The organism is Streptomyces sp. NPDC006529, from assembly GCF_040611795.1.
Classification (GTDB): Bacteria; Actinomycetota; Actinomycetes; order Streptomycetales; family Streptomycetaceae; genus Streptomyces.
Window position 1 is genome coordinate 1 of record NZ_JBEXPB010000046.1, and the last position, 23,373, is coordinate 23,373.

At 72.3% G+C, this 23,373-nt stretch carries 26 protein-coding genes and 1 tRNA gene; 12 read left to right on the forward strand and 15 right to left on the reverse strand.

Going from position 1 to position 23,373, the window contains the following annotated elements:
- Window positions 1–367 precede the first annotated feature (367 nt).
- The gene (locus ABZY31_RS25620) at window positions 368–1,417 is read right to left on the reverse strand and encodes an LLM class F420-dependent oxidoreductase (RefSeq protein ID WP_356414340.1); all 1,050 of its coding nucleotides are present in this window, start codon (window positions 1,415–1,417) and stop codon (window positions 368–370) included.
- A gap of 122 nt (window positions 1,418–1,539) precedes the next feature.
- Here ABZY31_RS25620 and ABZY31_RS25625 point away from each other — a divergent pair, with 122 nt between their 5' ends.
- Complete coding sequence (locus ABZY31_RS25625; protein ID WP_356414343.1) at window positions 1,540–2,532, forward strand: aldo/keto reductase; 993 nt, start codon at window positions 1,540–1,542, stop codon at window positions 2,530–2,532.
- Between the two features lie 293 nt (window positions 2,533–2,825).
- Entirely contained in the window at window positions 2,826–4,997 is a 2,172-nt protein-coding gene (locus ABZY31_RS25630) for a helix-hairpin-helix domain-containing protein (protein ID WP_356414465.1), read from the forward strand.
- A 336-nt stretch (window positions 4,998–5,333) separates the two neighbouring features.
- Here the strand turns inward: ABZY31_RS25630 and ABZY31_RS25635 are convergent, their stop codons facing one another.
- Window positions 5,334–5,981, reverse strand: coding sequence for a hypothetical protein (locus tag ABZY31_RS25635; RefSeq protein WP_356414346.1), 648 nt, complete (start codon window positions 5,979–5,981; stop codon window positions 5,334–5,336).
- 47 nt (window positions 5,982–6,028) lie between these two features.
- Here ABZY31_RS25635 and ABZY31_RS25640 point away from each other — a divergent pair, with 47 nt between their 5' ends.
- On the forward strand, window positions 6,029–6,217 hold the full coding sequence (locus ABZY31_RS25640) for a DUF5703 family protein (RefSeq protein WP_283452490.1): 189 nt from the start codon (window positions 6,029–6,031) through the stop codon (window positions 6,215–6,217).
- Between the two features lie 57 nt (window positions 6,218–6,274).
- On the opposite strand, the gene ABZY31_RS25645 is transcribed toward ABZY31_RS25640, so the two are convergent.
- The 3 genes from ABZY31_RS25645 to ABZY31_RS25655 all read right to left on the reverse strand — a co-directional run bounded on the left by ABZY31_RS25645 (window position 6,275) and on the right by ABZY31_RS25655 (window position 8,779).
- Window positions 6,275–6,892, reverse strand: a complete 618-nt coding sequence (locus ABZY31_RS25645) for a chaplin (protein ID WP_356414349.1) — start codon at window positions 6,890–6,892, stop codon at window positions 6,275–6,277.
- Between the two features lie 186 nt (window positions 6,893–7,078).
- On the reverse strand, window positions 7,079–7,312 hold the full coding sequence (gene chpH / locus ABZY31_RS25650) for a chaplin ChpH (protein WP_283452488.1): 234 nt from the start codon (window positions 7,310–7,312) through the stop codon (window positions 7,079–7,081).
- Between the two features lie 141 nt (window positions 7,313–7,453).
- Window positions 7,454–8,779: a M20/M25/M40 family metallo-hydrolase gene (locus tag ABZY31_RS25655; protein ID WP_356414352.1), complete on the reverse strand. Its 1,326-nt coding sequence runs from the start codon at window positions 8,777–8,779 to the stop codon at window positions 7,454–7,456.
- 168 nt (window positions 8,780–8,947) lie between these two features.
- On the opposite strand from ABZY31_RS25655, the gene ABZY31_RS25660 reads away from it, so the two are divergent.
- Window positions 8,948–9,035: transfer RNA gene (locus ABZY31_RS25660), tRNA-Leu, on the forward strand.
- A gap of 88 nt (window positions 9,036–9,123) precedes the next feature.
- Here the strand turns inward: ABZY31_RS25660 and ABZY31_RS25665 are convergent.
- From ABZY31_RS25665 to ABZY31_RS25690, 6 genes are all read right to left on the reverse strand, one after another.
- Entirely contained in the window at window positions 9,124–9,342 is a 219-nt protein-coding gene (locus ABZY31_RS25665) for a hypothetical protein (RefSeq protein ID WP_356414354.1), read from the reverse strand.
- A gap of 281 nt (window positions 9,343–9,623) precedes the next feature.
- Window positions 9,624–9,983 carry a hypothetical protein gene (locus ABZY31_RS25670; protein ID WP_356414357.1) on the reverse strand — a complete coding sequence of 120 codons (360 nt, stop codon included), beginning with the start codon at window positions 9,981–9,983 and terminating at the stop codon, window positions 9,624–9,626.
- Between the two features lie 28 nt (window positions 9,984–10,011).
- Window positions 10,012–10,479, reverse strand: coding sequence for a hypothetical protein (locus tag ABZY31_RS25675; RefSeq protein ID WP_356414360.1), 468 nt, complete (start codon window positions 10,477–10,479; stop codon window positions 10,012–10,014).
- Window positions 10,480–10,561: 82 nt separating this feature from the next.
- Window positions 10,562–10,786 carry a DUF397 domain-containing protein gene (locus ABZY31_RS25680; protein ID WP_356414363.1) on the reverse strand — a complete coding sequence of 75 codons (225 nt, stop codon included), beginning with the start codon at window positions 10,784–10,786 and terminating at the stop codon, window positions 10,562–10,564.
- A gap of 274 nt (window positions 10,787–11,060) precedes the next feature.
- Window positions 11,061–11,279, reverse strand: a complete 219-nt coding sequence (locus ABZY31_RS25685; RefSeq protein ID WP_356414366.1) for a hypothetical protein — start codon at window positions 11,277–11,279, stop codon at window positions 11,061–11,063.
- Window positions 11,279–11,479, reverse strand: coding sequence for a hypothetical protein (locus ABZY31_RS25690; RefSeq protein WP_356414468.1), 201 nt, complete (start codon window positions 11,477–11,479; stop codon window positions 11,279–11,281). Before ABZY31_RS25690 ends, ABZY31_RS25685 begins: the two co-directional genes overlap by 1 nt.
- 188 nt (window positions 11,480–11,667) lie before the next feature.
- Between ABZY31_RS25690 and ABZY31_RS25695 the strand changes: the two genes are divergently transcribed.
- Genes ABZY31_RS25695 through ABZY31_RS25705 form a run of 3 tightly spaced genes read left to right on the forward strand, consistent with a single transcriptional unit; the run spans window position 11,668 to window position 13,272 of the window.
- Window positions 11,668–11,922: a hypothetical protein gene (locus ABZY31_RS25695; RefSeq protein ID WP_356414369.1), complete on the forward strand. Its 255-nt coding sequence runs from the start codon at window positions 11,668–11,670 to the stop codon at window positions 11,920–11,922.
- Window positions 11,894–12,409, forward strand: a complete 516-nt coding sequence (locus tag ABZY31_RS25700) for a DUF6879 family protein (protein ID WP_356414372.1) — start codon at window positions 11,894–11,896, stop codon at window positions 12,407–12,409. Before ABZY31_RS25695 ends, ABZY31_RS25700 begins: the two co-directional genes overlap by 29 nt.
- A gap of 14 nt (window positions 12,410–12,423) precedes the next feature.
- Window positions 12,424–13,272: a helix-turn-helix transcriptional regulator gene (locus tag ABZY31_RS25705; RefSeq protein ID WP_356414375.1), complete on the forward strand. Its 849-nt coding sequence runs from the start codon at window positions 12,424–12,426 to the stop codon at window positions 13,270–13,272.
- Between the two features lie 351 nt (window positions 13,273–13,623).
- Here the strand turns inward: ABZY31_RS25705 and ABZY31_RS25710 are convergent, their stop codons facing one another.
- The 3 genes from ABZY31_RS25710 to ABZY31_RS25720 all read right to left on the reverse strand — a co-directional run bounded on the left by ABZY31_RS25710 (window position 13,624) and on the right by ABZY31_RS25720 (window position 17,892).
- Entirely contained in the window at window positions 13,624–15,105 is a 1,482-nt protein-coding gene (locus ABZY31_RS25710) for an amino acid permease (protein WP_356414378.1), read from the reverse strand.
- Between the two features lie 215 nt (window positions 15,106–15,320).
- Window positions 15,321–16,871: an APC family permease gene (locus ABZY31_RS25715; RefSeq protein WP_356414381.1), complete on the reverse strand. Its 1,551-nt coding sequence runs from the start codon at window positions 16,869–16,871 to the stop codon at window positions 15,321–15,323.
- Window positions 16,872–16,935: 64 nt separating this feature from the next.
- The gene (locus ABZY31_RS25720; protein WP_356414383.1) at window positions 16,936–17,892 is read right to left on the reverse strand and encodes a hypothetical protein; all 957 of its coding nucleotides are present in this window, start codon (window positions 17,890–17,892) and stop codon (window positions 16,936–16,938) included.
- 226 nt (window positions 17,893–18,118) lie between these two features.
- On the opposite strand from ABZY31_RS25720, the gene ABZY31_RS25725 reads away from it, so the two are divergent.
- A complete protein-coding gene (locus ABZY31_RS25725) occupies window positions 18,119–18,556 on the forward strand; it encodes an ASCH domain-containing protein (RefSeq protein WP_356414386.1) in 438 nt (145 codons plus the stop codon).
- A gap of 518 nt (window positions 18,557–19,074) precedes the next feature.
- Here the strand turns inward: ABZY31_RS25725 and ABZY31_RS25730 are convergent.
- Window positions 19,075–20,730 (reverse strand): FAD-binding dehydrogenase, encoded by a 1,656-nt coding sequence (locus ABZY31_RS25730; RefSeq protein ID WP_356414389.1) that lies wholly within the window; start codon window positions 20,728–20,730, stop codon window positions 19,075–19,077.
- 85 nt (window positions 20,731–20,815) lie between these two features.
- On the opposite strand from ABZY31_RS25730, the gene ABZY31_RS25735 reads away from it, so the two are divergent.
- From ABZY31_RS25735 to ABZY31_RS25750, 4 genes are all read left to right on the forward strand, one after another.
- Window positions 20,816–21,355, forward strand: a complete 540-nt coding sequence (locus ABZY31_RS25735; RefSeq protein WP_356414391.1) for an NUDIX domain-containing protein — start codon at window positions 20,816–20,818, stop codon at window positions 21,353–21,355.
- Window positions 21,356–21,612: 257 nt separating this feature from the next.
- Window positions 21,613–22,011, forward strand: a complete 399-nt coding sequence (locus ABZY31_RS25740) for a DUF202 domain-containing protein (protein WP_356414394.1) — start codon at window positions 21,613–21,615, stop codon at window positions 22,009–22,011.
- Window positions 22,008–22,313, forward strand: coding sequence for a DUF202 domain-containing protein (locus tag ABZY31_RS25745; protein ID WP_356414397.1), 306 nt, complete (start codon window positions 22,008–22,010; stop codon window positions 22,311–22,313). The genes ABZY31_RS25740 and ABZY31_RS25745 overlap by 4 nt, the downstream gene beginning before the upstream one ends.
- A gap of 126 nt (window positions 22,314–22,439) precedes the next feature.
- Complete coding sequence (locus ABZY31_RS25750) at window positions 22,440–23,351, forward strand: MBL fold metallo-hydrolase (RefSeq protein WP_356414400.1); 912 nt, start codon at window positions 22,440–22,442, stop codon at window positions 23,349–23,351.
- Window positions 23,352–23,373: the final 22 nt, after the last annotated feature.

A 23,373-nucleotide genomic window follows, 5' to 3' on the forward strand; every position in this document is an offset into this window, starting at 1 on the left:
ACGTTCGACCAGGAGGCGCCTGCCGAAGACGGTCAGGCGGGCGTTACGGTGGGACACGAAGACCTCCGTCGTGCAATGGGTTCCTAGACAGCTCCCACCACACCGGAGGTCTTCGTCATGTTCAAGACCTACCGAGTGTCAACAACGCTCGTGATCAATACAGCTAGGGCGTGTTTTAAAAGTAGCGCCGGGGCGCCCGGAGGGCGCGGGCCTGCGGCGTCTGGTGCCGTGCATCGCAAGGCGGAGGGGCGCCCGTGTACTGGAGTACTCGGGCGCCCCGACAACGCAGGGGGCACCTCCCAGCGGTAGCTGGGGGAGAGGTGCGGTGCCAGGCGTCGCAGGCCAGGCGGGACTTTTAAAACACGCCCTAGGCGAGTCCGGCCCGCTCCAGGGCCTCGGTGCCGGTGCGCAGGGCGGTGACCCGCTCCTCCAGGGTGAATCCGGCGGGGGCCAGGGTCAGGGTGGTGACTCCGGCTTCGGCGTAGGCCGTCATCTTGTCCGCGATCCGCTCCACGGAGCCGAGCAGCGTGGTGGAGTCGATGAGCGAGTGCGGGATCGCGGCGGCCGCGCCCGGCTTGTCGCCGGCCAGGTACTTGTCCTGGATCTCGGCGGCTTCCTTCTCGTAGCCCATGCGCTGGGCGAGCTGGTTGTAGAAGTTCTGCTTCCGGCTGCCCATGCCGCCGACGTACAGGGCGGTGTAGGGGCGGAACATGTCGGCCAGCGCGTTCACGTCGTCGCCGACGGCGAGCGGGACGGTCGGGCAGACGTCGAAGCCGTCCATGGTCAGTCCGGCCTTCTCGCGGCCCGCCCGGATGTGGGTGAGCGCGGTGGCCTCCAGGTGCTCGGCGGCCGGGAAGATCAGCAGCGCGCCGTCGGCGATCTCGCCGGTCTGCTCCAGGTTCTTGGGGCCGATGGCGGCGATGTAGAGCGGGATGTGCTCGCGCGTGGGGTGCACGGTGAGCTTGAGCGGCTTGCCGGGGCCGCCGGGCAGCGGCAGGGTCCAGTGCTCGCCGTCGTGCGAGAGGCGCTCGCGGCTCATGGCCTTGCGCACGATCTCCACGTACTCGCGGGTGCGGGCCAGCGGCTTGTCGAACTTGACGCCGTACCAGCCCTCGGAGACCTGCGGCCCGGAGACGCCGAGGCCGAGACGGAAGCGGCCGCCGGAGAGCGAGTCGAGGGTGGCGGCCGTCATCGCGGTCATGGCGGGCTGGCGGGCCGGGATCTGGAGGATCGCGGAGCCGATGTCGATGCGCTCGGTCTGGGCGGCGACCCAGGCCAGGACGGTGGGGGCGTCGGAGCCGTAGGCCTCGGCGGCCCAGCACACGTCGTAGCCGAGGCGGTCGGCCTCCTGGGCGACGGCGAGGTTGTCGGCGTCCATGCCCGCGCCCCAGTAGCCGAGATTGATGCCGAGCCGCATGTCGTCCCCTTTGAGCCGGTACACGTCTGTACTGATGAGTAACGTCGCTGTTCCCCGGGACTCTAGCGCGCCGGGGCGCCATCCGTCAGTGCCTCGGGCGTCCCGCAGTACGCTCAGCGCTCATGGAGCAGAGGCATCTCGGCCGCACCGGCCTGCGCGTGTCCCGGATCGGCCTCGGCACCCTGACGTGGGGCCGCTCGGCGGGGGGACAGGGCGAGGAGGCCGCCGCCGAGCAGCTCAAGGCCTTCTGGGACGCGGGCGGCACGCTGGTGGACACCGCGGACGTGTACGGGGACGGCGAGGCGGAGTACCTGCTGGGGCGGCTGCTGGACGGGCTGGTGCCGCGCCGGGACCTGGTGATCTCCACCAAGGCGGGCGGGGTGGCCGATCCGGAGCGCCGCTTCGACTGCTCGCGCGGGCACCTGCTGGCGGCGCTGGACGACTCGCTGGCGCGCCTCGGCACCGACTACGTCGACCTCTGGCAGGTCCATGCCTTCGATCCCTGGACCCCGCTGGAGGAGACCCTGCACGCGCTGGACCTCGCGGTCGGCAGCGGGCGGGCCCGGTACGTGGGCGTGGCCAACTTCTCCGGCTGGCAGCTTGCGAAGGCCGCGACCTGGCAGCGCGCCGCGCCCGGCGTCAGGACTCCGCTGGCGTGCACCCAGATGGAGTACTCGCTGCTCCAGCGCGGTGTGGAGCGGGAGGTGCTCCCGGCGGCCCTGGACCTGGGGGTCGGGCTGCTGCCCTCGTCCCCGCTGGGGCGCGGGGTGCTGACCGGCAAGTACCGCGAGGGCGTCCCGGCGGACTCCCGGGGCGCCTCGGAGACCCTGGCCGCCTTCGTGGACCCGTACCTGGACCAGGCCGCGAGCCGGATCGTGGAGGCGGTGGCGACGGCGGCCCACGGGCTGGCCGTCACCCCGCTCCAGGTGGCGCTGGCCTGGATCCGTGACCGCCCGGGGGTCGCGGCGCCGGTCGTGGGGGCCCGTACGCCGGCCCAGCTCGCGGCGGCCCTGTCGGTGGAGGCCCTTAGTCTTCCGGAGGAGATCTGCCGCGCGCTGGACGACGTCTCGGCGCCCGTGCACCGCTATCCCGATCCTGACTGGAGCACGCTGTGAGTACGGACCGTACGGACCCGCCCCCGGAGGCCACCCCCACCACCGAGGGCGGCCCCGGGGCCGACGCGGCGCCGGTCGCCTCCGGCGCGGCGGCGCAGGACGGCCACCCGGACCCGGCGGCCGCGGACAGTCCGGCCGGCGCGCCCGCCCCGGCCGAAGATCCCGCCGGGCCCGGGACGGGCGCACCCGCCGAGGACGGCGCCGGGCCGGGGATCACCGCGGGCAAGGACGACGGCGACCGCGCCACCGGCCCCGAGGCAGCGGGCGACGAGAACGACGCCCGGACCGGCGCGATGGGTGACGAGGCGGAGGCCGACGGCGGGCCCGGCGCGGCCGGTGAGGAGCCCCCCGCTGGGGACGAGGCGGCCGACGGCTCCGCCGAAGGGGACGGCGCGCGCTCCGGCGCGGAAGCCGTTGGGGACGCCGGAGCGGCCGAGGGACAGATCCCCGGTCAGGCGGACGGGGGCGAGGCGCCCGCGGCCGGGATCAGCGAGGCCGCGGCCGAGCTGGCCGCGCAGAAGATCGAGCGGGAGCGCATCGCCCGGCGCAAGGCGGAGCGGACCGCTCCGGTCGAGGCGGGGGCCAAGCTCAGCGGCACCGCGGCGGACCTGCTGGCCGCCGTCCGCGCCGTGGAGGGCGGGGAGAAGCCGCCCTCGCGCTATTTCGACGACGCCCCCGCCGCACCCCGCCGGACCCCGGCCCCGGCGCCCGTCGCAGAGCGCCCCCGGAGCGCGCCGCGGCCCCCCGCCCCGGCCGAGGCCGTCGACGCCGTACGCGCGCTGCTCGCCCGGACCGGAGGCCCCGAGGCGGTCGCCGCCAAGGCCGCCGAGGCGCTCGGCGAGGACGCCGCCGGGCGGCTCACCGAAGACCCCTGGCAGCTGCTGGCCGTGCCCGGCGTCCGCCCCACCCAGGCCGACGGCTTCGCCCGCGCCCTGCTCGGCGCGGACTGCGGGCCCGGGGACGAGCGCCGCACGGCCGCCCTGGTGGCCTGGCTGCTCGCCCAGGCGGCCCTGAAGGGCCACACCGCGCTGGAGGCCTCCGTGCTGACCGGCGCCCTCGGCCAGTACGCCGTGCCGGACCCGGCCGAGGCCCTGGAGCAGGCCATCGGCGACGGCGCCGTCCTCGTCTTCCAGGAGCCCGTGGGCGAGCCCGTCCCGGAGGGCGAGGAGCAGCCCGTCACGATCCTGGTGGGCCTGGAGGGCTGCGCCCTGGCCGAGGAGAGCCTCGCCGACGGCCTGGCCCGCCTGGTCAACACCTTCGGTGCGGCCGCGGACCCCGCCGAGTGGACGGCTGCCGCCCCCGCCGGGCCCGGACCCGCCGCCGCGGAGCTGATCCGCGCCGTCGCGGGCCACGGCCTGGTGACCCACACCGGTGGCGAGGCCGCCCGCGCGGAGCCGCTGGTCCTGCTGGCCACCGCCCGCGCGCTCGGGCTGCGCGCCTGGCTCGCCTGCCACGCCCCCGCCGCCCGTGACCGCGCGGGCGAGGGCGCCGCGACCGTCGCGGGGCTGCTCGACGGGACCGAGGGCCCCGGACGCGACCAGGACGGGCAGCTGGCCCTCGACCTGCTCGTCGTCACCGACGCCCCGCAGCTGGACGTGGAGAGCGCCGCCGCGCTCGTCGAGTCCGTCCCCGACGGGGCCCGGCTGGTGCTGTCCGGGGATCCCGGAGTGCTCGGATCCGCGGGACCGGGGCGGGTGTTCGCGGACGTGCTGGCGGCCCGTGCCTGCCCGCAGGTCGCCTCCCGCGTGCCCGATCCCGGTCCGCTCGGCGAGCTGGTCTCGGGGATCGGCGTCGGGGAACTGCTCGCGGTCGACGCCCCCGGCAAGGAGGTCGTCATCGTGCCGGTGCGCGACGCCGGGGAGGCCGTCCACCGCACTGTTCAGCTGGTGGCCGAGTCCGTGCCGCGCGCCTTCGGGCTCCCGGCCGAGGGGGTCCAGGTGATCACCCCCGGCCACGGCGGCTCGGCGGGTACGCGGGCGCTGAACGCCGCGCTCAAGGAGCGGCTGAACCCCGGGCCCGGGCGGTTCGGCGGGTTCGACCCCGGTGACCGGGTCGTGTACGTGCCCTCGCCGGGCCGTGCGCTGCCGGGGCGGGTGGTCACGGCCGACGCCGAGGGGCTCCACCTGGACTGCCCGGGCGCGGCGGGCGGGCGGGTCGTCGTACCGAAGGAGCGGGTCGAGTCGGCAGTGCGGCACGGGTGGGCGGTGACGGCGCACCAGGCGGTGGGCTCGCACTGGCCCGGTGTGGTCGTCGTGCTGCCCGGGGACGCGGCGGACGCGCTGTCCCGGGACTGGGTCTACACCGCCTTCGGGCGGGCCGAGCGGCACCTGTCCGTGGTGCACGGGGTGGACCAGGCGCTGCCGCGGGCGGTGGCGGAGGTCCTGCCGAAGCCGCGGACCACGCGGTTGGCGGGGCTGCTGCGGGGGCTGGCCGCCGCCGCGGCGGGTGCGGACCGGCCGGAGTGACGCCTTGGTCCCCGGGGCCCGCGCCCTGAGCGTGCGCGGGCCCCGGGACCCGGCCCGGTCGCGTCCGGGCCCGCCGGGCCACCCGCCGCCGCCGCTGTCACCGTCGCCTGCCTGGGTGCCGGTGTGCCTCCGGCGGGAGTGCCTCCGGCGGCGCCTCAAACGCCGGCGGGGCTGGATGTGGCTGGGCCCCGTTGGGCGAGCCTCACCGGGGCTGGATGTGGCTGGGCTCCGTGCGGACCCACGGGGGCTGGAATTCGCTGGGCGAGGTCGAAATTCGCTGGGTGAGGTCGGATTTCGCTGGGCTCCGTGCGGTTCCAGGGGCCCGCCGGGTGGGGGTCAGGGACCCGCCGGGTGGGGGGTGTCGAGGTCGGCTTCGTCTTCCTCGAACTCGTCGTCGAAGACGGAGCTGACGTCGAAGCGGTGCAGCACGTGCTCCGGATCGGCGTGCTCGAAGGGGGCGTTGAGCCACTCCCCCGGTTCCGCCGCTTCCTCCGACGGTGCGAGCCAGAGTGTGGAGTCGCCCTCTTCGAGACCGAACTCCTTGTAGCGGGAGGCGATCTCGTCCGGCTCGTACTCGCCGAAGAGCACGCCGAGCGCGCCCCCCGTGCCGCCGTCGTGGACCGGCTCGGCGTCCGGGTCGTGCGCGGCCACGCGTTCGGCCTGGGCGATCAGGCGCTGCGGTTCGGCGACGACGTAGTCGCGGCGGATCAGCACGCTGAAGGCGCTGGGATCGGCGGGGCCGGTGTACGCGACACCGTCCTCGGCGGCGGGAATCTCGAAGGGGGTGACCTCGTCGTAGCGGTCGTAGAGGAGTTCGTCGTACTCCTCGGCGGCGGCGGCGAGTTCGTTGAAGGCGGCGTAGACGGCCGGATCCTCGTCTCCGGACCTGCCCTCGACCGCCGCAAGGTGACGGTCCAGCGCGGTCTTGACCGCCTCGGCGGCGGCGCGTACCTCGGCAACAGTGGGCAGAGCGGCATCAGACATAGAGCAGACGCTATCCGTAGCAGGGGTCCGTCTGCACAATAGATGCGATGCCGGAATACGAATTTGTCGACGTGTACGTGCCGCGCGGGGTGCCTCGCAAGGAGGCGACCCGGCTGCTGACCGATCATGCCGAGTACGGGAACTGGGAGCTGGACCGGCTCACGCTGCACCGGGACGGGAGTCGCCGGGTGAGACTGCGGCGCCGGATCATCCGGCAGATACGCGCGACCTGGTGAGGTGCGGCGCGGGCCCCGGCGGGGGCCCGCGCCGCGTGTGGCCGCCGGACCCTCTCGTCAGGCGGCGTTGCGGGCGCGCCGGTAGAGCACGGCGCCGGCCAGCAGCATGCCGGCGGCGAGCGGTACGGCCCCGCCGAGGAGGTCGCCGGCCCCGGTGGCGGCGAGCGACTCGGTGCCGCCGGTGTGGCTGCCGCTCGGGGCTCCGGGGTAGGTGACCGGCGTTCCGGTACCCGTGCCCGTACTCGGGCCCGTCCCATGGCCGCTGCCCGTGCCGGTGGTGCCGCCCGGGTTCCCGCCGTGGCCTCCCGGCGTGCCCGGGTTCTGCCCGTGGTGGCCGCCCGGCGTGCCCGGGTTCCCGCCGTGGTGGCCCTCGTGGCTAGCCGGCTTGCCCGCGTTGTTCGCGCAGAAGGCGCCGAAGGCGGGGTTCAGCGCCCCCACCACCGTCACGGTGTTCCCGCAGAGGTTGACCGGCGCGTCCACGGGCGCCTGGAGGGCGTTCCCGGACAGCAGTCCCGGTGAGCCCGCCGCGTGCCCGGAGGCGACGGCCCCGCCGCCTCCGGCGCCGTCCGCGTGGGCGTAGCCGCCGCCCAGCGCGAGCATGCCGCCCGCGGCCGCCACCGTGATCAGCGTCTTCCTGGCGCCCTGGTTCCCGTGGGTGTGTCGTGCGTGTCGCATGTGTACGTGTCCCCAACCTGGTCCGCTGTGCGCGGCCGCAGCTCTGTACGTTCGTTACGGATCGACGTACTGGCCGTGCAGGCTCCCCCGCCTGGTACGCCGAAGGGACGGCCCGAAGGGCGCGGCCCCGGAAAGCCCGGCGCCCCGGAGCGCTGGAATGCGCTCCGGGGCTGAGGACTTCAGGCGTCAGCTGTTGACGCAGGTGTTGCCGAAGGCCGGGTTGAGCAGGCCGATCACGGAGATCGTGTTACCGCACACGTTCACCGGGACGTGGACCGGGACCTGGATGACGTTGCCCGAGGCGACACCGGGGGAACCGATGGCCGCACCCTGGGCACCGGCGTCGGCGACGGCCAGACCCGCACCAGCGAGTACGAGGCCACCAGTGGCAGCCGCAGCGGCGACAACCTTCTTGATCATTGTTCCTCCTAGTAGGCAATGCGGTACCAGCCGCGGACCGCACCACCTGTAACGAGGAGTTCCCACCGGGGCTACGAGCGTATGAGCGCATTCACTCTTCTCAGTGGCCTTCGCACGCGCTCGCGATTCCCCTCGACCGGCTCAGGCGTTGTCGATGAAACGGTCCAGGACCCGCACGCCGAACTTGAGGCCGTCGACCGGAACCCGCTCGTCCACCCCGTGGAACATCCCGGCGAAGTCCAGCTCGGGCGGCAGCTGGAGCGGTGCGAAGCCGAAGCAGCGGATGCCCAGGTCGTCGAAGGACTTGGCGTCCGTACCGCCGGAGAGCATGTACGGGACCGCGCGCGCGATCGGGTCCTCGGCCCGCAGGGCGCCCTGCATGGCGTCGACGAGCTTCCCGTCGAAGTCCGTCTCCAGCGCCTTGTCCCCGTGGACGTCCTCCCGCTTGACGCGCGGGCCGAGGATCCGGTCGAGGTCGGCGAAGAACTCGTCCTCGTAGCCGGGCAGGAAGCGGCCGTCCACGTGCGCGGTGGCCTGGCCGGGGATGACGTTGACCTTGTAGCCGGCGCCGAGCATGGTCGGGGCCGCCGAGTTGCGCAGGGTGGCGCCGACCATCTTGGCGATGCCGCCGAGCTTGGCGAGCGTGGCGTCCATGTCCTCGGGGTCGAGCGGGGTGCCGAGCGCGTCCGAGAGTTCGTCCAGGAACGACCGTACGGTCTTGGTCACCCGCACCGGCCACGTGTGGCGGCCGAGCCGGCCCACGGCCTCGCACAGCTCCGTGATGGCGTTGTCGTTGTTGGTCATCGACCCGTGGCCGGCGGTGCCGTCCACGGTGAGGCGCATCCAGTGCATGCCCTTCTGGGCGGTCTCCACCAGGTACAGCCGCAGGTTCTCGTTCACGGTGAAGGAGAAGCCGCCGACCTCGCCGATCGCCTCGGTGACCCCCTCGAAGAGCCCGGGGTGCTTGTCGACGAGGTGGCGGGCCCCGTACGTGCCGCCGGCCTCCTCGTCGGCGAGGAAGGCGAGCACGATGTCCCGGGGAGGCTTGCGGCCGCTGCGCATCCGGTCGCGCACGACCGCGAGGGTCATCGCGTCCATGTCCTTCATGTCGACCGCGCCCCGGCCCCACAGGCAGCCGTCGGCGATCTCGCCCGCGAAGGGGTCGTAGGTCCAGTCGGCGGCGTTCGCCGGGACGACGTCGGTGTGGCCGTGGATCAGCAGCGCGGGCCGTGAGGGGTCCTCGCCCTCGATCCGGGCCACGGTGGAGGCCCTGCCCTTGTGGGACTCGAAGATCTGCGGCTCCAGGCCCACCTCGGCGAGCTGCTCGGCGACCCACTCGGCCGCCTTGCGCTCGCCGGGACCCGAATGGTCGCCGTAGTTGCTGGTGTCGATCCGGATGAGGTCCCGGCAGAGGTCGACGACCTCGTCCTCGCCGGAGACGGTCCTGCCCGCGCTCGACTCGCTCACGCTGCTTCCTCCCACTGATCAGTACCGAACTCCCCCCATCCTCCCGCCCCGGACCGCTGCGCCCAAGGGCGATCCCCGGTCAGTGGGGGGCGTGATCGGGGCCCCCGGAATGTTTGGTAATGTTTTCCCTGTCGGAACGGCCCGCGAGGGACGCGAGACAGACACCTTGTCCGGGTGGCGGAATGGCAGACGCGCTAGCTTGAGGTGCTAGTGCCCTTTATCGGGCGTGGGGGTTCAAGTCCCCCCTCGGACACCAGCTAAGACCCCACTTCATGTGGGGTCTTTTGCTTTTCCAGGCTGTGGCGTGACCAACCACGTGACCAACAGCCCAGAGATTCCCCAGGTCAGACCGGGGATGACAGGCCGAGTCGACCCGCTCCGGAGGCGGCGAGCTTCCGCGCTCGATGGATACGGAAGTTCTCCGGCAGGTGCAGGCGCGTCCGGAGCGTGCGCCAGCGTGCCGAGACCTTCTTGGGGTCCTTGGGCCCACGTACCTCCCCTCGGTAGAGCTTGAAACCGTCCCGGGCGAACACGAGGTCATGGTCCGTCCATGCGGTGTCCATGCGGGCACGGTCGGCGTCCTGCCGGGCCTTCTGCCACTTGAGGACCACTCATCACGCTCTGATCCACATAGATGATCGCGTTGGCCTCACCATCCTTGGTCAGCTTCCGAAGCCGGTACGCGTTGCCCTCCTCGACCATCACCCAGTCCAGTTCGATAGCTCCCTCATCCCAGCGCACGAGAGACCACTTCATTCCCAGAGCCTCACTGCGCCGGACACCGGTCGCGGCGTAGACCGTCCACAGCGGAGCGTCCCGAGGGCAGTGGTGAGTCAGGCCGCCGTCACAGGTCCGGTTGCCGCACGGCTCCCACAGAGCCCAGAAACCGCGCTGTCTGGCCGTCGTCCACGGTCGGATAGCTCTGCTCCTGCGCCTTGATCTGCCGGGCCGTGGGCGGGTGTGCCGTCGCGGCCGGATTGGCAGGGATCAGCTTGGGTACCGCTGCCCCGAGAGCGCCGGACAGGATGTCGTGAACGTGCCGGACACTCTTGGCTCCCAGAGGTTTCCCCTTACTGGTGGGACACGGAGCGGTCTCCAGAAGCGGGTAGAGGTCGTCCAGGGTGTCATCCGTGACCTCGCACAGCTTCACACCGCCGATGTGCGGCTTGATGTGCAGACGGATCTTCGTCTCGTACCCGGCCACGTAGGCCGGGGCTTGTTCGTTGCTTCGACTACCCAAGTGGGCAGGAAAGTTCGGGACTGGAACGGTTCGGGGAGCAGGACACCAGGGCAACCGAATGGAACACGGTTCCTTTGAGGTAGTGCCCCAGTGAAACATCCCCTCCCCAGGCCACCCGTTCCACGGCCGACTTCATGAGCAGCACCAGACGGGTAGCTTCCCGGTCCTCTTCCGAGGCGAAGCGGGGGGCGAACTCGGTCAGCTGAAGCCCGAGCCATTCCCCGGCCTCCTTCGGCTCCTCCCAGGTGCCCCGGACCATTGAGGGCGGTTTGATCAGCCAGTGCGCCGTCTGGAGCGGCGGCACGTCCGTGGTGGGGAACTCGGCAACGGCCTGCCGGTGCCGGTCCATCACTTCCACCGGACTGTGCACTGTCGGCGCCTGACTCGGCGGGGGCCGCCGGATGCTCTCCTTGTCGAAGACCTGTTTCTCGCCCAGCCATGCGTATCCGTGGTGATGCACTACTACGCTCCGTTCCTGGGAGTGGCGACGGCCCCACCCGTCGGCGTGTGGGCGGGGCCGTCAGTCAGGTGGCGCTCAGGGATCAGGCGGAGAGGTCGAACCGCGCGCGGTCGATACCCGCCGCGTCCAGCTCCGCCGTGGTGAACCGCAGCGGCTCAGCACTCGGCCGCTTGCTGTCACCCAGCGCCCACGCGTCCGGGCCGATCTTGGCGAGCGTCACGCACGCCTCGCCGTCCGGGTGGGTACTGCCGCCGCATGCCTTGGAGAACTCGGCTCCCTCGATGGGAAGCCCGTACAGGTCGGTCATCGTCGTGCCCTTCTGATCTGCTTGACAGCCCCAGACAGGGCCGTCCCCCGCCCGTAGCGGACGGAAGTCTTGGAAGTGGATGCCCCGGCTTCCCTGGGTCCGGAGCGGTGCCCTCACCGCTTAGGGCGGCACCCCAGCCAAGGGGCGGACCGGGGGGAGAACCTGAGCACGTCAACCCAGACGGGACACGTCCTGTCCCTGTTCAAGCCTTGTCCGGTCGGGGGTCTGCCCGTCTCCCGTCGGGGGGTGACGGAGACCGGATTCTGTGAGTGCTTCAGTGCGCCGAGGGCAACCGCAGTGCTTCAGCGGTCTCCTCCACCACTTCAGCCTGGACCGTCCCCAGCTCCACATATGCGCGACCGGTTTTCGTCACCACCGGCCGAACGCTCGTCCAGGCGGCCTCGGGGACACCCAGCGCGGCCAGAGCCGCCCGTATCGCCTCGGCGGCGTCAGTGGCCCGCGTCCAGTCGTCTCGCCACGTCTGCATGTCCATCAGTGCCCGGTCCCGTGCATCCGCAGCAGGATGTTGCAGTCGGCAACCGTCGTGCCGTCGCCCTCCAGCCCTGCGGCCTTGCGAAGCTGCCCCAGCCGCGCGCACTCGGCGCAACCCGGCACCGGACGAGGCCGAGGCCGTTCCACCCGCACTGGCAGCACCACCGGCTTTTCCTGCCACCGATTCGGTTCCGTCTTCATCACGCCGCGCCCTCCCGATCGCTTCCGAGGTCGATGCAAGGACCCTAGGAAGTGAGCAGTGCCGGGCTCCACAAACTTGCATGAGCTTGCACAGCAATTCGCTTGACTGGTAGCACCATTGACGCTGCCTCCGCTGCTCAGCCAAGCTCATGCAAGCCCGAGCAAGCACCTATACCGGGGAGCCGGCCATGGCCGTAGAGTTCGTCGGAATCGACCCCAACACCGACCGGGACCACTGCCCCACCGTGTGGGCGGACGCGGAAGCTCAGGAGATCTTGTTGCAGGGATGGAAGCCGAGCCCCGAGACTCAGGCGGAGTGTGAGGGGAGCAGCCCCGCGAACGGTCCGGTACCCGACAGCGAAGCCATCGTCAGGATTCCGGCCCGGATGATCCCGATGATCAGGGAGGCGTGTGATGCCGTCGAGCGTGCCCAGCTTCGCTGAGCTGCTTGGCCAGTGCGAGCGGTCCGCCGTCCACCTGGAGCTGCGTGACTCCTACGGCCCGACGGACCGGTTCGAGGCATGGAAACGCGGTGAGCGGATCAATTGGGAGGATCGCGAATCCTGGTGGCACCCCTATGACCAGTTGATCACGGATACCGTGGCCCGGGGCGTGGCGATCCGCCGGGCCAGGGTTATCTCCGAGCCCGTATCGGAGTACATCCGCTGGGAGCACTACGTCACCCACGCCAACGTCACTGCGGGCGAGGAAGTCCGGTGGCTGCCACGGCGACGGGCCACGAGTATCCCCCTGCCGGGGAATGACTTCTGGCTGTTCGACGGTGTGTTTCTCCGGGTGCACCACTTCTCGGGTGACGGCGTGGTGGTGGAGGACGAGGTCACGGCCGACCCGGAAGCCCTGAAGCTGTGCTCCCAGGCCTTCGAAACGGTCTGGGAGAGAGCGATCCCGCACCACCTGTACGAGATCTGACGAAGGCCGGCTCCATGCCCCCACACCCCTCTTCCAGCGTGCAGAAGGCCCGCGAAGACCTTGCCGGGCGTCTGCGCGAGATCCGCAAGGATGCAGGGATCAGCGGGCGGGAGCTGGCTGTCAGGTGCGGCTGGTCCGAGTCAAAGTCGTCCCGGATTGAGAACGCGAAGACCCCTCCCTCGGACGCGGACATCAGGGCGTGGTGCCGAGCCTGCTCCGCCGACGATCAGGCCCGTGACTTGATCGCGGCAAACAGGCAGTCCGCCAATGCTCATGTGCAGTGGAGAGGACTCCAGCGAAGCGGTCTCCGTCGCCTGCAAGAGTCCACAGGGGACCTGTACCAACAAACCAAGATGTTCCGGGTCTACGTTTCCGACGTGATCCCCGGATTCCTCCAGACGCCCGGATACGCCTCTGCCCTTCTGTTGTCCATCGCGGACTTCCGGGGAACCCCCAACGACGTGAGTGACGCCGTGGCGGCACGCATAAGGCGTAACGCGGTGCTGAGCAACGGCGCACGCCGGTTTTCGTTCGTCCTGGAGGAGTCGGTGTTGCGGTACCGACTGTGCAGCGCCGAGACCATGGCGGCGCAGCTAGGCCACCTACTCGGGGTTATGGATCTCCAGAACGTCGCCGTGGGTATCGTCCCGTTCTCAGCGCAACGGACCGTGTGGCCCATGCCCACCTTCACGATCTTCGACGAAACCAAGGTGCACGCGGACACGCTGGATGCTGCTTCCACCCTCACACAGCCCAGCCAGGTCGAGCTGTACGCCCGAGCCTTTGAACGGCTCTCGCAGGGAGCCGCGCGGGGAGCTGCGGCACGGTCTCTCATAGGGGGTGCGTTGGCTTCCTTGGACTGAGTCCGGTGGCGGCCAGCAGGAGGCGCCATTGCCCGGCGCTGGACCGGTTGGCCACGTGACCAACACATGGCCAACAACGGTCGGAAGCAGCGAGAAACGGCAGGGGAAGGTGATCAACCGTGGGAGGCTCCGGATGGTCTCCACGGGGGCGTTCGTGCAGGTCAGCGAACTAAGAGGCTGGTGCCCGGGTGGAGTGTTCAAGTCCCCCCTCGGACACAAGAGAAGGACCCCGCTGCGGCGGGGTCCTTTTTCGTGCTCCGGCCGCGGTGGTCCGGTCGCCGGCCGGAGCCTGCGCGCGAGGGCCCCCGCCGGGTGGCGGGGGCCCTCGTGGTCAGGGGCGCGGCGGGCCGGTCAGTCGCGGGGCTGCGCGGCGGCCTCGCGCGCGGCGGCGATCTCGGCGACCCGGCGGCGGACCAGGAACCAGCCGCCGACCAGGGCAGCGGCGATGACCGGCAGGAAGAGGATGGTGCGGCGGCCGACGCCGCCGTCGCTCCACATCAGGACCAGCACGGTGACCAGGAAGACCAGGGTCACGATCTGCGTGTACGGGGCCCAGGGCAGCCGGTAGGACGGGCGCTCCACCCGGCCCTCGCGGGCCCGGCGCCAGAAGTGCAGGGAGCAGAGCATGACCATCGCCCAGGTGCCCAGGATGCCGATGGACGCGAAGTTGAGGACGATCTCGAAGGCGTCCTCGGGCATGAAGTAGTTCAGGCCCACGCCCATGACGCCGAAGGCGGCCGTGAACAGGACGCCGCCGTAGGGGACCTTGCCGCGGTTCATCTTGGCGGTGAACTTCGGGGCGGAACCGGCGGTGGCCATCGAGCGCAGGATGCGGCCGGTGGAGTAGAGGCCGGAGTTCAGGCTGGAGAGGGCCGCGGTCAGGACGACCAGGTTCATGATGCCCGCGGCGCCCGGGACGCCGAGCTTGTCGAAGACCGTGACGAAGGGGCTCTGGTCGGCGGAGTACGAGGTGTAGGGCAGGAGCAGCGCCAGCAGGACCACGGAACCGACGTAGAAGACGCCGACGCGCCACATGATCGAGTTGATCGCCTTCGGCATGATCTTCTCGGGGTTCTCGGTCTCGCCCGCGGCGACGCCGCACAGCTCCACGGAGGCGTACGCGAAGACGACGCCCTGGACCACCAGGAGCATGGGGAGCATGCCCGCGGGGAAGATGCCGCCGTTGTCGGTGATGGAGCCGAGGCCCGGGGTGTGGCCGTCGATGGGGTGGCTGGTGGCGACCAGGTAGATGCCGACCAGGAGGAAGGCGACGAGGGCGCCGACCTTGACGATCGAGAACCAGAACTCCATCTCGCCGAAGTACTTCACCGAGATCAGGTTCACGGAGAGGACGACGGAGAGGGCGATGAGGGCGAGGATCCACGGCGGGATGTCGCTGAACATCGACCAGAAGTGGGCGTAGGTCGCGGCCGCCGTGATGTCGGCGACGGTGGTGGTGGACCAGTTGAGGAAGTACAGCCAGCCCGCCGTGTACGCGCCCTTCTCGCCCATGAACTCGCGCGCGTAGGAGACGAAGGCGCCCGACGACGGCCGGTAGAGGACCAGCTCGCCCAGGGCCCGCACGACGAAGAAGGCGAAGACGCCGCACACCGCGTAGGCGATGGCGAGGGAGGGGCCGGCGTTGGCCAGGCGGCCGCCCGCGCCGAGGAACAGGCCGGTGCCTATCGCTCCGCCGATCGCGATCATGTTGATGTGGCGGGACTTCAGGTCCTTGCTGTAACCCTCGTCACCGGCGTCCACGTGGACGGCCCGGCCGGCCGTCGGTGCGGCGGGGGCCCGGGACGCGGCCTCTTTCAGGGTGCGGTCACTCATCTACGACGTCGCCTTCGTGGGGTGGACGGGCAGGTCCGGGCCGCCGCACAGGAGAGCTGGGTGGTATCGCCTGGGCCCGCGGTCCGGATTTGATCGACCCAGGAGACCATGTGTGCCGCGCTCGGACCAAAACCGGCCCTTTACCCGCCAGAGGCCCCCGGCTCCCCCCGAAAGGGGTGCCTGGGGCCTCCGCGGCCTTCTCGGGCGTACGCCGCTCAGGCGTGCGGGGTCGCCTCGGCGGCCTGGTCGAGGCGGAAGGCCTCGTTGCCCAGGCCGATCCGGGCGTGCACCTCGGGGCGCCGGGAGCGCAGGAGCGACCCGTAGGCCAGCCCGCCCGCGGCGGCGACGCCGATGATGGCGGGCAGCGCCCAGCTGAGCGCGGAGCCCTCACCCGCGCCGACCAGGACGGCGAAGTCCTTGACGGTGTAGGCGGCGATGCCGAGCAGGGCGAGGCCCGCGGCGCCCGCGGCGGCGAGGCGCCAGACCTGGGCGGAGGCGGTGCCGCGACGGACGAAGAAGGCGATGACGGCGAAGGAGGCGGCGGCCATCAGCAGGGTGATGCCGAGGGCGCCGACGCTGCCCATCCAGGTGAACAGGTGCAGGACGGGGGCGGTGGGGTCACCGACCGGCTTGTCGTCGGTGAGGGCGAAGCCGGCGACGACGAGGGCGGAGACGCCGGTCTGGAGCAGGGAGCCGGTGCCGGGGGCGCCGGTGCCCGCGTTGGTGCGGCCGAAGGCGGCGGGGAGCAGGCCCTCGCGGCCCATCGCGAAGGCGTAGCGGGCGACGACGTTGTGGAAGCTGAGCATGGCCGCGAACATGCCGGTGACGAAGAGCACGTGCAGGACGTCGGTGAAGGCACTGCCGAGGCGGTCCTCGGTGAGCGCGAACAGCAGCCCGGGGCCCGCGGCGCCGGAGGCCTTGACGACCTGGGAGGGGCCGGTGGCGACGGTGAGGGCCCAGGCGCTCAGCGCGAAGAAGAGGGCGACGAAGCCGACGGCGAGGAACATGACGCGGGAGACCACGATGTGCGGCTTGCTGGTCTCCTCGGCGTAGACCGGGGACTGCTCGAAGCCGACGAAGGCGGCGATGCAGAAGCACAGGGCAGTGCCCAGGCCCGGACCGCTGAGGGTGGCCGGGTTGAAGGCGTGCAGGGAGAGGCCTTCGGCGCCCGGCTTGCCGAGGGCGGCGGCGTCGAATATGACGACGAGCGCGCACTCGATGAGGATGAGGACGCCGATCACCTTGGCGTTGAGGTCGATCTTGAGCCAGCCGAGGGCGCCGGTGGCGGCGACCGCGAGCAGGGCGGGTATCCACCAGGCCACCTCGATGCCGAGGTAGGTGGTGAGGAGGCCGGAGACCTCGAAGCCGAGGATGCCGTACACGCCGACCTGCATGGCGCTGTACGCGACGAGGGCGACCATGGAGGCGCCCGCGCCCGCGGTGGCGCCCAGGCCGCGCGCGATGTAGGCGTAGAAGGCGCCGGCGTTGTGGACGTGCCGGCTCATTTCGGCGTAGCCGATGCTGAACAGGGCGAGGACGACGCCGAGGACGACGAAGAGCAGCGGCTGGCCGACGACGCCCATGACGCCGAAGGTGGTCGGCATCACACCGGCCACCACCATCAGGGGGGCGCTGGCGGCCAGTACGGAGAGCAGCAGTCCCGCGGTGCCGAGGCGGTCGGCGCGCAGTGCGCGGTCCTGCCCCTTGTACGTGCGGATCTCGGCCGCGGTGCTGCGCGGGGACGTCGTGGAACTGCCCGTCGCCATGGCGGGGGTCCTTTCGGAGAGGGAAGTTCAGGTCGGAGGGGGACGATCAGGCGGAGCGGGTGCTTCAGGCGGAGCCGAGCGCGGCATGGCGCGCGGCGAGGAAGGCCTTGTGCGGGTCGAGGTCCGGATAGGACCAGGGGGCCCGCGTGGCATGGCTGCCGATGCGGTGGAAGAGCGCGGCGGCCTCGGCGGGGCGGCCCTCGCAGAGTTTCGCGTGGGCGAGGAAGTTGAGGTCGACGCGGTTGCGCGGGTGGTCCTCGCGCTCCCATTCGAGCCACCAGTCGAAGGCGTGGCGCAGCACCTGGCGGGCGCGGCGGCCGGACCAGTGCTCGGCGGCCGCGGTGGCGCCCGGGCCGGTGGTGCCGTGGGCGGCGGCGAGGACGCGGTAGCGCTCGGCGTGGGCGATGACGGGGAGGACGGCCAGCGGCGAATCCGCCGGGGACTCCTCGGCGGCCCAGGCGGCGAAGTCGTAGACCTCGTGGAGCGGGTCCTGGCCGCTGCCGGGGAGGCGCTCGGCAAGCCGGGCGACCATCACGTGGTGGGCGTGGTGGTGTTCCCGGTGGCGGGCGCGGACCTGGTCGAAGTGCCGGCTGAACTCCTCCTCCGTGCCGAAGGCACGGGACAGCAGCAGCAGGCCGAGCCAGGGAGTGGGGTCGGCGGGCAGCAGGGCGGCGGCGCGGCGGCAGGCCTCGTCGGCCGCTTCGGGGGTGCCCTTGCGGCGCAGGGCGGTGAAGACGGCGGCGCAGGCGAGGAGGGTGGCGGCGTCGGCGCTCTCGGGTTCGGCGAGCAGCCATTCGCGGGCCCAGGCGGTGGCGGCGGGGGTTTCGGCGAGGACGACGACGCGGTGGCCGCGGCGGTCCCAGTCGTCGGCGGTGGCCGCGAGCAGGCTGCGGGCGGTGGCCCAGCGGCCCTGGGTGAACTGGGAGCGGACGTCGACCAGTTCGGTGTCGCACAGCGCCGGGTCGAAGAGCTGGGCGTCCCGCTTGCGGGCGCGGCCGAGGGGCGGCGGAGGCGGAGACATCCGCGGTTTCCCTCCAGAACGCGAGCGCGGGTCGACGAGCGGCGGACGAATGGCGGCCGGGCGGTGGCCGACCGGTGGATGATCACGCACAGCAAACCGGTAGGCACAGCTCCGCGTCAAGGTCCAGTCCACTGGGTGGCGAGTTTCAACTGCTGGGGTGAGACCGTCGAGTTGGGGCGGTCGCGGTGGTTCCGCGGGGTGCGCGCGCCGGCGTTAGGCTGGCCGGATGATGATCCCCGAGGACGTCCCCGCGGACCTTCCGCCGTACCTGCTGGGCTTTCCCGGGCCCCTGCGCGACCGGTTGGTGGCGGCGGTGCTGAGCGGGGCGAAGACCACCACGACGGGGCTGTTGGCCGGTTACGAGGCCGAGAACGAGCCGTTGCCTCGGCCCGGTGACCGCCGGGTGCTGATCGACTCGGCGGAGGCACCGGTGGCGGTGGTGGAGGTGCTCGACGTCCGGGTGCTGCGGCTCGCGGACGTCGACCTGCGGCACGCGGTGGACGAGGGCGAGGGGGACACCTCCGTGGCCGAATGGCGCGCCTCGCACGAGGAGTTCTGGCACAGCGCGCCGGTACGGGAAGAACTCGGCGATCCCGGCTTCACGGTGGACGAGGACACGATGGTCGTCGCGGAGCGGTTCCGTGTGCTGGGGCCGCGGAACTGACGACGCGGGCCGCTCCGGTCCGGGCGGAACTGGCCGGGGGCGCGGCCCCGACCCTGCGGCCCTGGGGCCGCAAATCCAGCCCGCCCGGCGTTTGAGGCCCCGCCGGAGGCGACGCCGACCCGCAGGGCACAATCGTCGGACCCCACCCCCCGGTCGATGGGCCCTCCGGGGGCGCCTCAAGCGCCGGCGAGGCTGGATAGGCACTCCGGGCCACCCGCCGGCAGGGCAGGAAGGGCACGCGTCCGGCCCGGCCTGCGGACGCAAAACCAGCCCGCCCGGCGATTGAGGGCCCGCCGGAGGCGACAGCCACCCGCAGGGCACAACCGTCGGACCCCACCACCCGATGGGCCGGCCCTCCGGGGGCGCTTCAAGCGCCGGCGAGGCTGGAAGGGGGCAGGGCGGCCCGTCGGCGAGGCTGGATGGGGCGCCCGGTAGCCCGGCCTGCGGCCCCGGGGAAGGGCCGCCGGGGCCGAGGCGCGTTCAGCCCGCCCGGCGCTTGAGGGCGAGGGCGGGGCCCGTCAGGTCACCGACGTGGCCGCTGCGCGGCCTGCGGCTCGGCCCGAGTAGATGCAGCCCCCGAGGAAGGTCCCCTCCAGCGCCCGGTAGCCGTGCACGCCACCGCCCCCGAACCCCGCCGCCTCCCCCGCCGCGTAGAGACCCGGCAGCGGCGCCCCGTCCGCGCCGAGGACGCGCGAGGACAGGTCGGTCTCCAGGCCGCCGAGGGACTTGCGGGTCAGGACCGAGAGCCGGACCGCGATCAGCGGCCCCGCCTTGGGGTCCAGGATCCGGTGCGGGGCGGCCGTACGGATCAGCTTGTCGCCGAGGTACCTGCGGGCCCCGTGGATCGACATCACCTGGAGGTCCTTGGTGAAGGGGTTCGCGATCTCCCGGTCGCGCGCGGTGATCTCGCGCCGCAGCGCGTCCTCCTCGATGAGGTCTTCCTTCGTGACCGCGTTCATGCCGCGGACCAGGGCGCCGAGATCGCGCTCGACGACGAAGTCCGCGCCGTTGTCCATGAAGGCCTGGACCGGTCCGGGGACGTCCTGACGGGCCCGGTTGATCACCTCGCGGACCGACTTCCCGGTGAGGTCGGGGTTCTGCTCGGAGCCGGAGAGCCCGAACTCCTTGCCGATGATCCGCCGGTTGAGGACGAACCAGGTGTGGTCGTGGCCGGTCTTCATGATGTGGTCGAGCGTGCCGAGCGTGTCGAACCCGGGGAAGAGCGGTACGGGCAGCCGCTTGCCGGTGGCGTCCAGCCACAGCGAGGAGGGGCCGGGCAGGATCCGGATGCCGTGCCGGGCCCAGATCGGGTTCCAGTTCTCGATGCCCTCGGTGTAGTGCCACATCCGGTCCTTGTTGATGTGACGGGCGCCCGCGCGCTCGGCGATGCCCAGCATCAGGCCGTCCACGTGGGCCGGGACCCCGGACAGCAGCCGCTCCGGCGGCGTGCCGAGCCGCTCGGGCCACTGGGCGCGGACCAGGTCGTGGTTGCCGCCGATGCCGCCGGAGGTGACGATGACCGCCTGGGCGCGCAGCGAGAACGCGCCCGCGACCCCGCGGCCGCTCGCGGTGCCGCGCACGGCGTCGGACGGCTCCAGGACCTCGCCGGTGACGGTGTCCAGGGTCCCGGCGGTGGAGGAGAGGCCGGTGACCCGGTGGCGGAACCGCAGCTCGACCAGCCCGCGGGCCACCCCGGCCCGGACCCGCCGCTCGAAGGGTTCGACCAGCCCGGGGCCGGTGCCCCAGGTGATGTGGAAGCGGGGTACGGAGTTCCCGTGCCCGGTGGCGTCGTAGCCGCCGCGCTCGGCCCAGCCGACGACGGGGAAGAAGCGGACCCCCCGCTGGTGCAGCCAGGACCGCTTCTCCCCCGCCGCGAAGTCGACGTACGCCTCGGCCCAGCGGCGCGGCCAGGCGTCCTCTTCCCGGTCGAAACCGGCGGTGCCGAACCAGTCCTGGAGGGCCAGCGCGTGGCTGTCCTTGATGCGCATGCGGCGCTGCTCGGGCGAGTTCACGAAGAACAGCCCGCCGAAGGACCAGTGGGCCTGGCCGCCGATCGACGCCTCGGGCTCCTGGTCGAGCAGGATGACCTTGCGGCCCGCGTCCACCAGCTCGGCGGTGGCCACGAGCCCCGCCAGCCCGGCGCCGATCACGATGACGTCTGCGTCGTACCCCATGCGTTTCCCGTCCTGCCCTCGGTGGATGGGAGTGATCCTGACTACCTGGCGGTAACCAGTCAACACCGAGGAAGGAATGCCCGACATGAACACCAACAGCCCGGTGGAAGAGCCGGCGGACGAGGTACTGGACGTGGTGGACCGGGAGGACCGGGTGACCGGCCGGGCCCGACGGGCCGAGGTCTACGCCCGCGGCCTGATCCACCGCTGCGTGTTCGTCCGGGTCCGGGACCCCGAGGGGCGGATCTTCGTGCACCGGCGCACCGCGACGAAGCTGGTCTTCCCGTCCCGCTACGACATGTTCGTGGGCGGGGTGCTGGGCGCGGGCGAGAGCTACGCGTCGGCCGCGCTGCGGGAAGCCGAGGAAGAGCTGGGGGTGAGCGGGCTCGGGCAGCCGGAGCCGGTGCTGAAGTTCCTGTACGAGGGCGAGGGCGGCACCTGGTGGTCGTACGTGCACGAGGTCCGCTGCGACCTGCCGGTGCGCCCGCAGGTCTCCGAGGTGGACTGGTACGCCTTCGTGGACGAGCCGGAGCTCACCCGCCGGGTGGCGGACGGTTCCTGGCCCTGGGTACCGGACGGCCTGGAGGCCTACCGAAGGCTGGAGGAGCACCGGCGGGGGGCGTGACCCCGAAGCCCCACACGGCGGATCGCGGCCGTGGACGGGACCGATCGGCCGCCCCCACGGCGGGTCGCGGCCGGGACGGGGACACGCAGGAGTGTCCCCGCAGGACGAGCGGCCACCACTGGTGCCCTTCCCCGACCCGGTGGGGCCGCGAGCCGAGGAGACGCTCGTGCGGGGCACCGGCCCGGCCGCGGCCCGCCCACCCCGAGCCGCCCCGACCGCTCCCGCGCTCACCCCGCTCCGCCCGCTAGATTGGCCGGATGATCGACTTCGTCAGGGACGTGCGCCTCTGGTTCGCCCCGCGGCGGCTGCGGGACGAGGGGGCGACCCCCGACTACCGGTTCTCCCTCGCCAACGAGCGGACCTTCCTCGCCTGGATCCGGACCGCGCTGGCCCTGGTCGGCGGGGGTTTCGCGGTGGACCAGTTCCTGCCGGACCTGCGCTGGGCGGTCCGGGTCGGGCTGGCGTTCGTCCTCCTGGCGGTCGGTGCGGCCTGCGCGCTGCGCGCGGTGAACCACTGGGTGCGCTGCGAGCGCGCGATGCGGCGCGGTGAGGACCTGCCCCTGTCGCCGTTCCCGGTGGTGCTGAGCCTCGGCGTGGGGGTGGTCGCCGTCGCGATGGTGGTGGTCGTCCTCATGGGCTGGACGACCGGGCGGTGAGCGCGCGCGACCCCGGGCTGCAGCCCGAACGCACCCGGATGGCGTGGCGGCGTACGACGCTGAGCGCCTCGGTGACCGCCGTCCTGGGGGTGCGGCAGGCGCTCCGCGGGTCCGGGTCGCCGTCGGCGGTGGCCGTGACGGCGGTGATCGTCGTGGTCTGGCTGGCGCTCCTGGTGGTGGCGCACCGCAGGATGACGGAGCTGGCGGACGGACGGCCCCCGGGGCTCGCCCCCCGCACCGCGCTCGCGGCCGCCCTGGGGACCGTGGCCCTCGCGGTGTGCGCGGCCGGCCTGGTCGGATGACCGGGCTTCCGCGCACCGCGGGACGTCACTGACCGGCTCCGACGAGCGGCGCCCCCGCCCTCCCCCGGCCCCGCGACGACTGGCAGGATGCTGCCCGCCCGTCAACGCGACCCGGGGAGAGCGCAGATGACCGCAGAGAAGCCCTACCTCGTCCAGCCGGCGCCCGGCGTCTTCGCCTACATACAGCCGGACGGCGGCTGGTGTCTGAACAACGCCGGGCTCGTGACCGGCGGCGGCCGCAGCCTGCTGGTCGACACCGCCGCCACCGAGCGCCGGGCGCTGGCGCTGCGGGACGCCGTCCTGTCGACCGGGTCACCGCTGCCGCGCACGGTGGTCAACACCCACCACCACGGCGACCACACCTACGGCAACGCCGTGTTCACCCCCGAGGCCCTCGTCCTCGGCCACGACCTGTGCCGCTCGGAGCAGCTCGACGCGGGCCGCCAGCTCGAACTGATCTGGCCGGAGACCGACTTCGGGGCCCTGCCGCTGACCGCTCCCGACCTCACCTACAGCGAGCGCGTCACCGTGCACGTGGGCGACACCGAGGTGGAGGTGATGCACCCGGGCGTCGCGCACACCGTCGGCGACTCCGTGGTGTGGCTGCCCCGGCAGCGGACCGTCTTCACCGGGGACCTGGTCTTCGCCGAGGGCACGCCGTTCCTGGCAATGGGTTCGCTGGCGGGCTCGCTGCGGGCGCTGGAGCTGCTGCGGGCCCTGGACGCGGAGACCGTCGTACCGGGGCACGGGCCGCTGACGGACCCGTCGGCGTACGAGGCCACCGAACGCTACCTGCGCTACGTCGACCACCTCGCCCAGGAGGGCCGCGAGCGCGGGGACACCCCGCTGGAGACCGCGCGCCGGGCGGACCTCGGGGAGTTCGCGCACTGGAGGGAGAGCGAGCGGCTGGTGGCGAACCTGCACCGGGCGTACGCGGAGCTGGACGGGGGCGTCCTCGGCGAGCCGCTGGACATCATGGCGGTGCTGCGGGACATGACGGTGATGAACGGCGGAGTGCCGGTCGCCTGCCACGCGTGACGGCGGAGTGCGCACCGGGCCG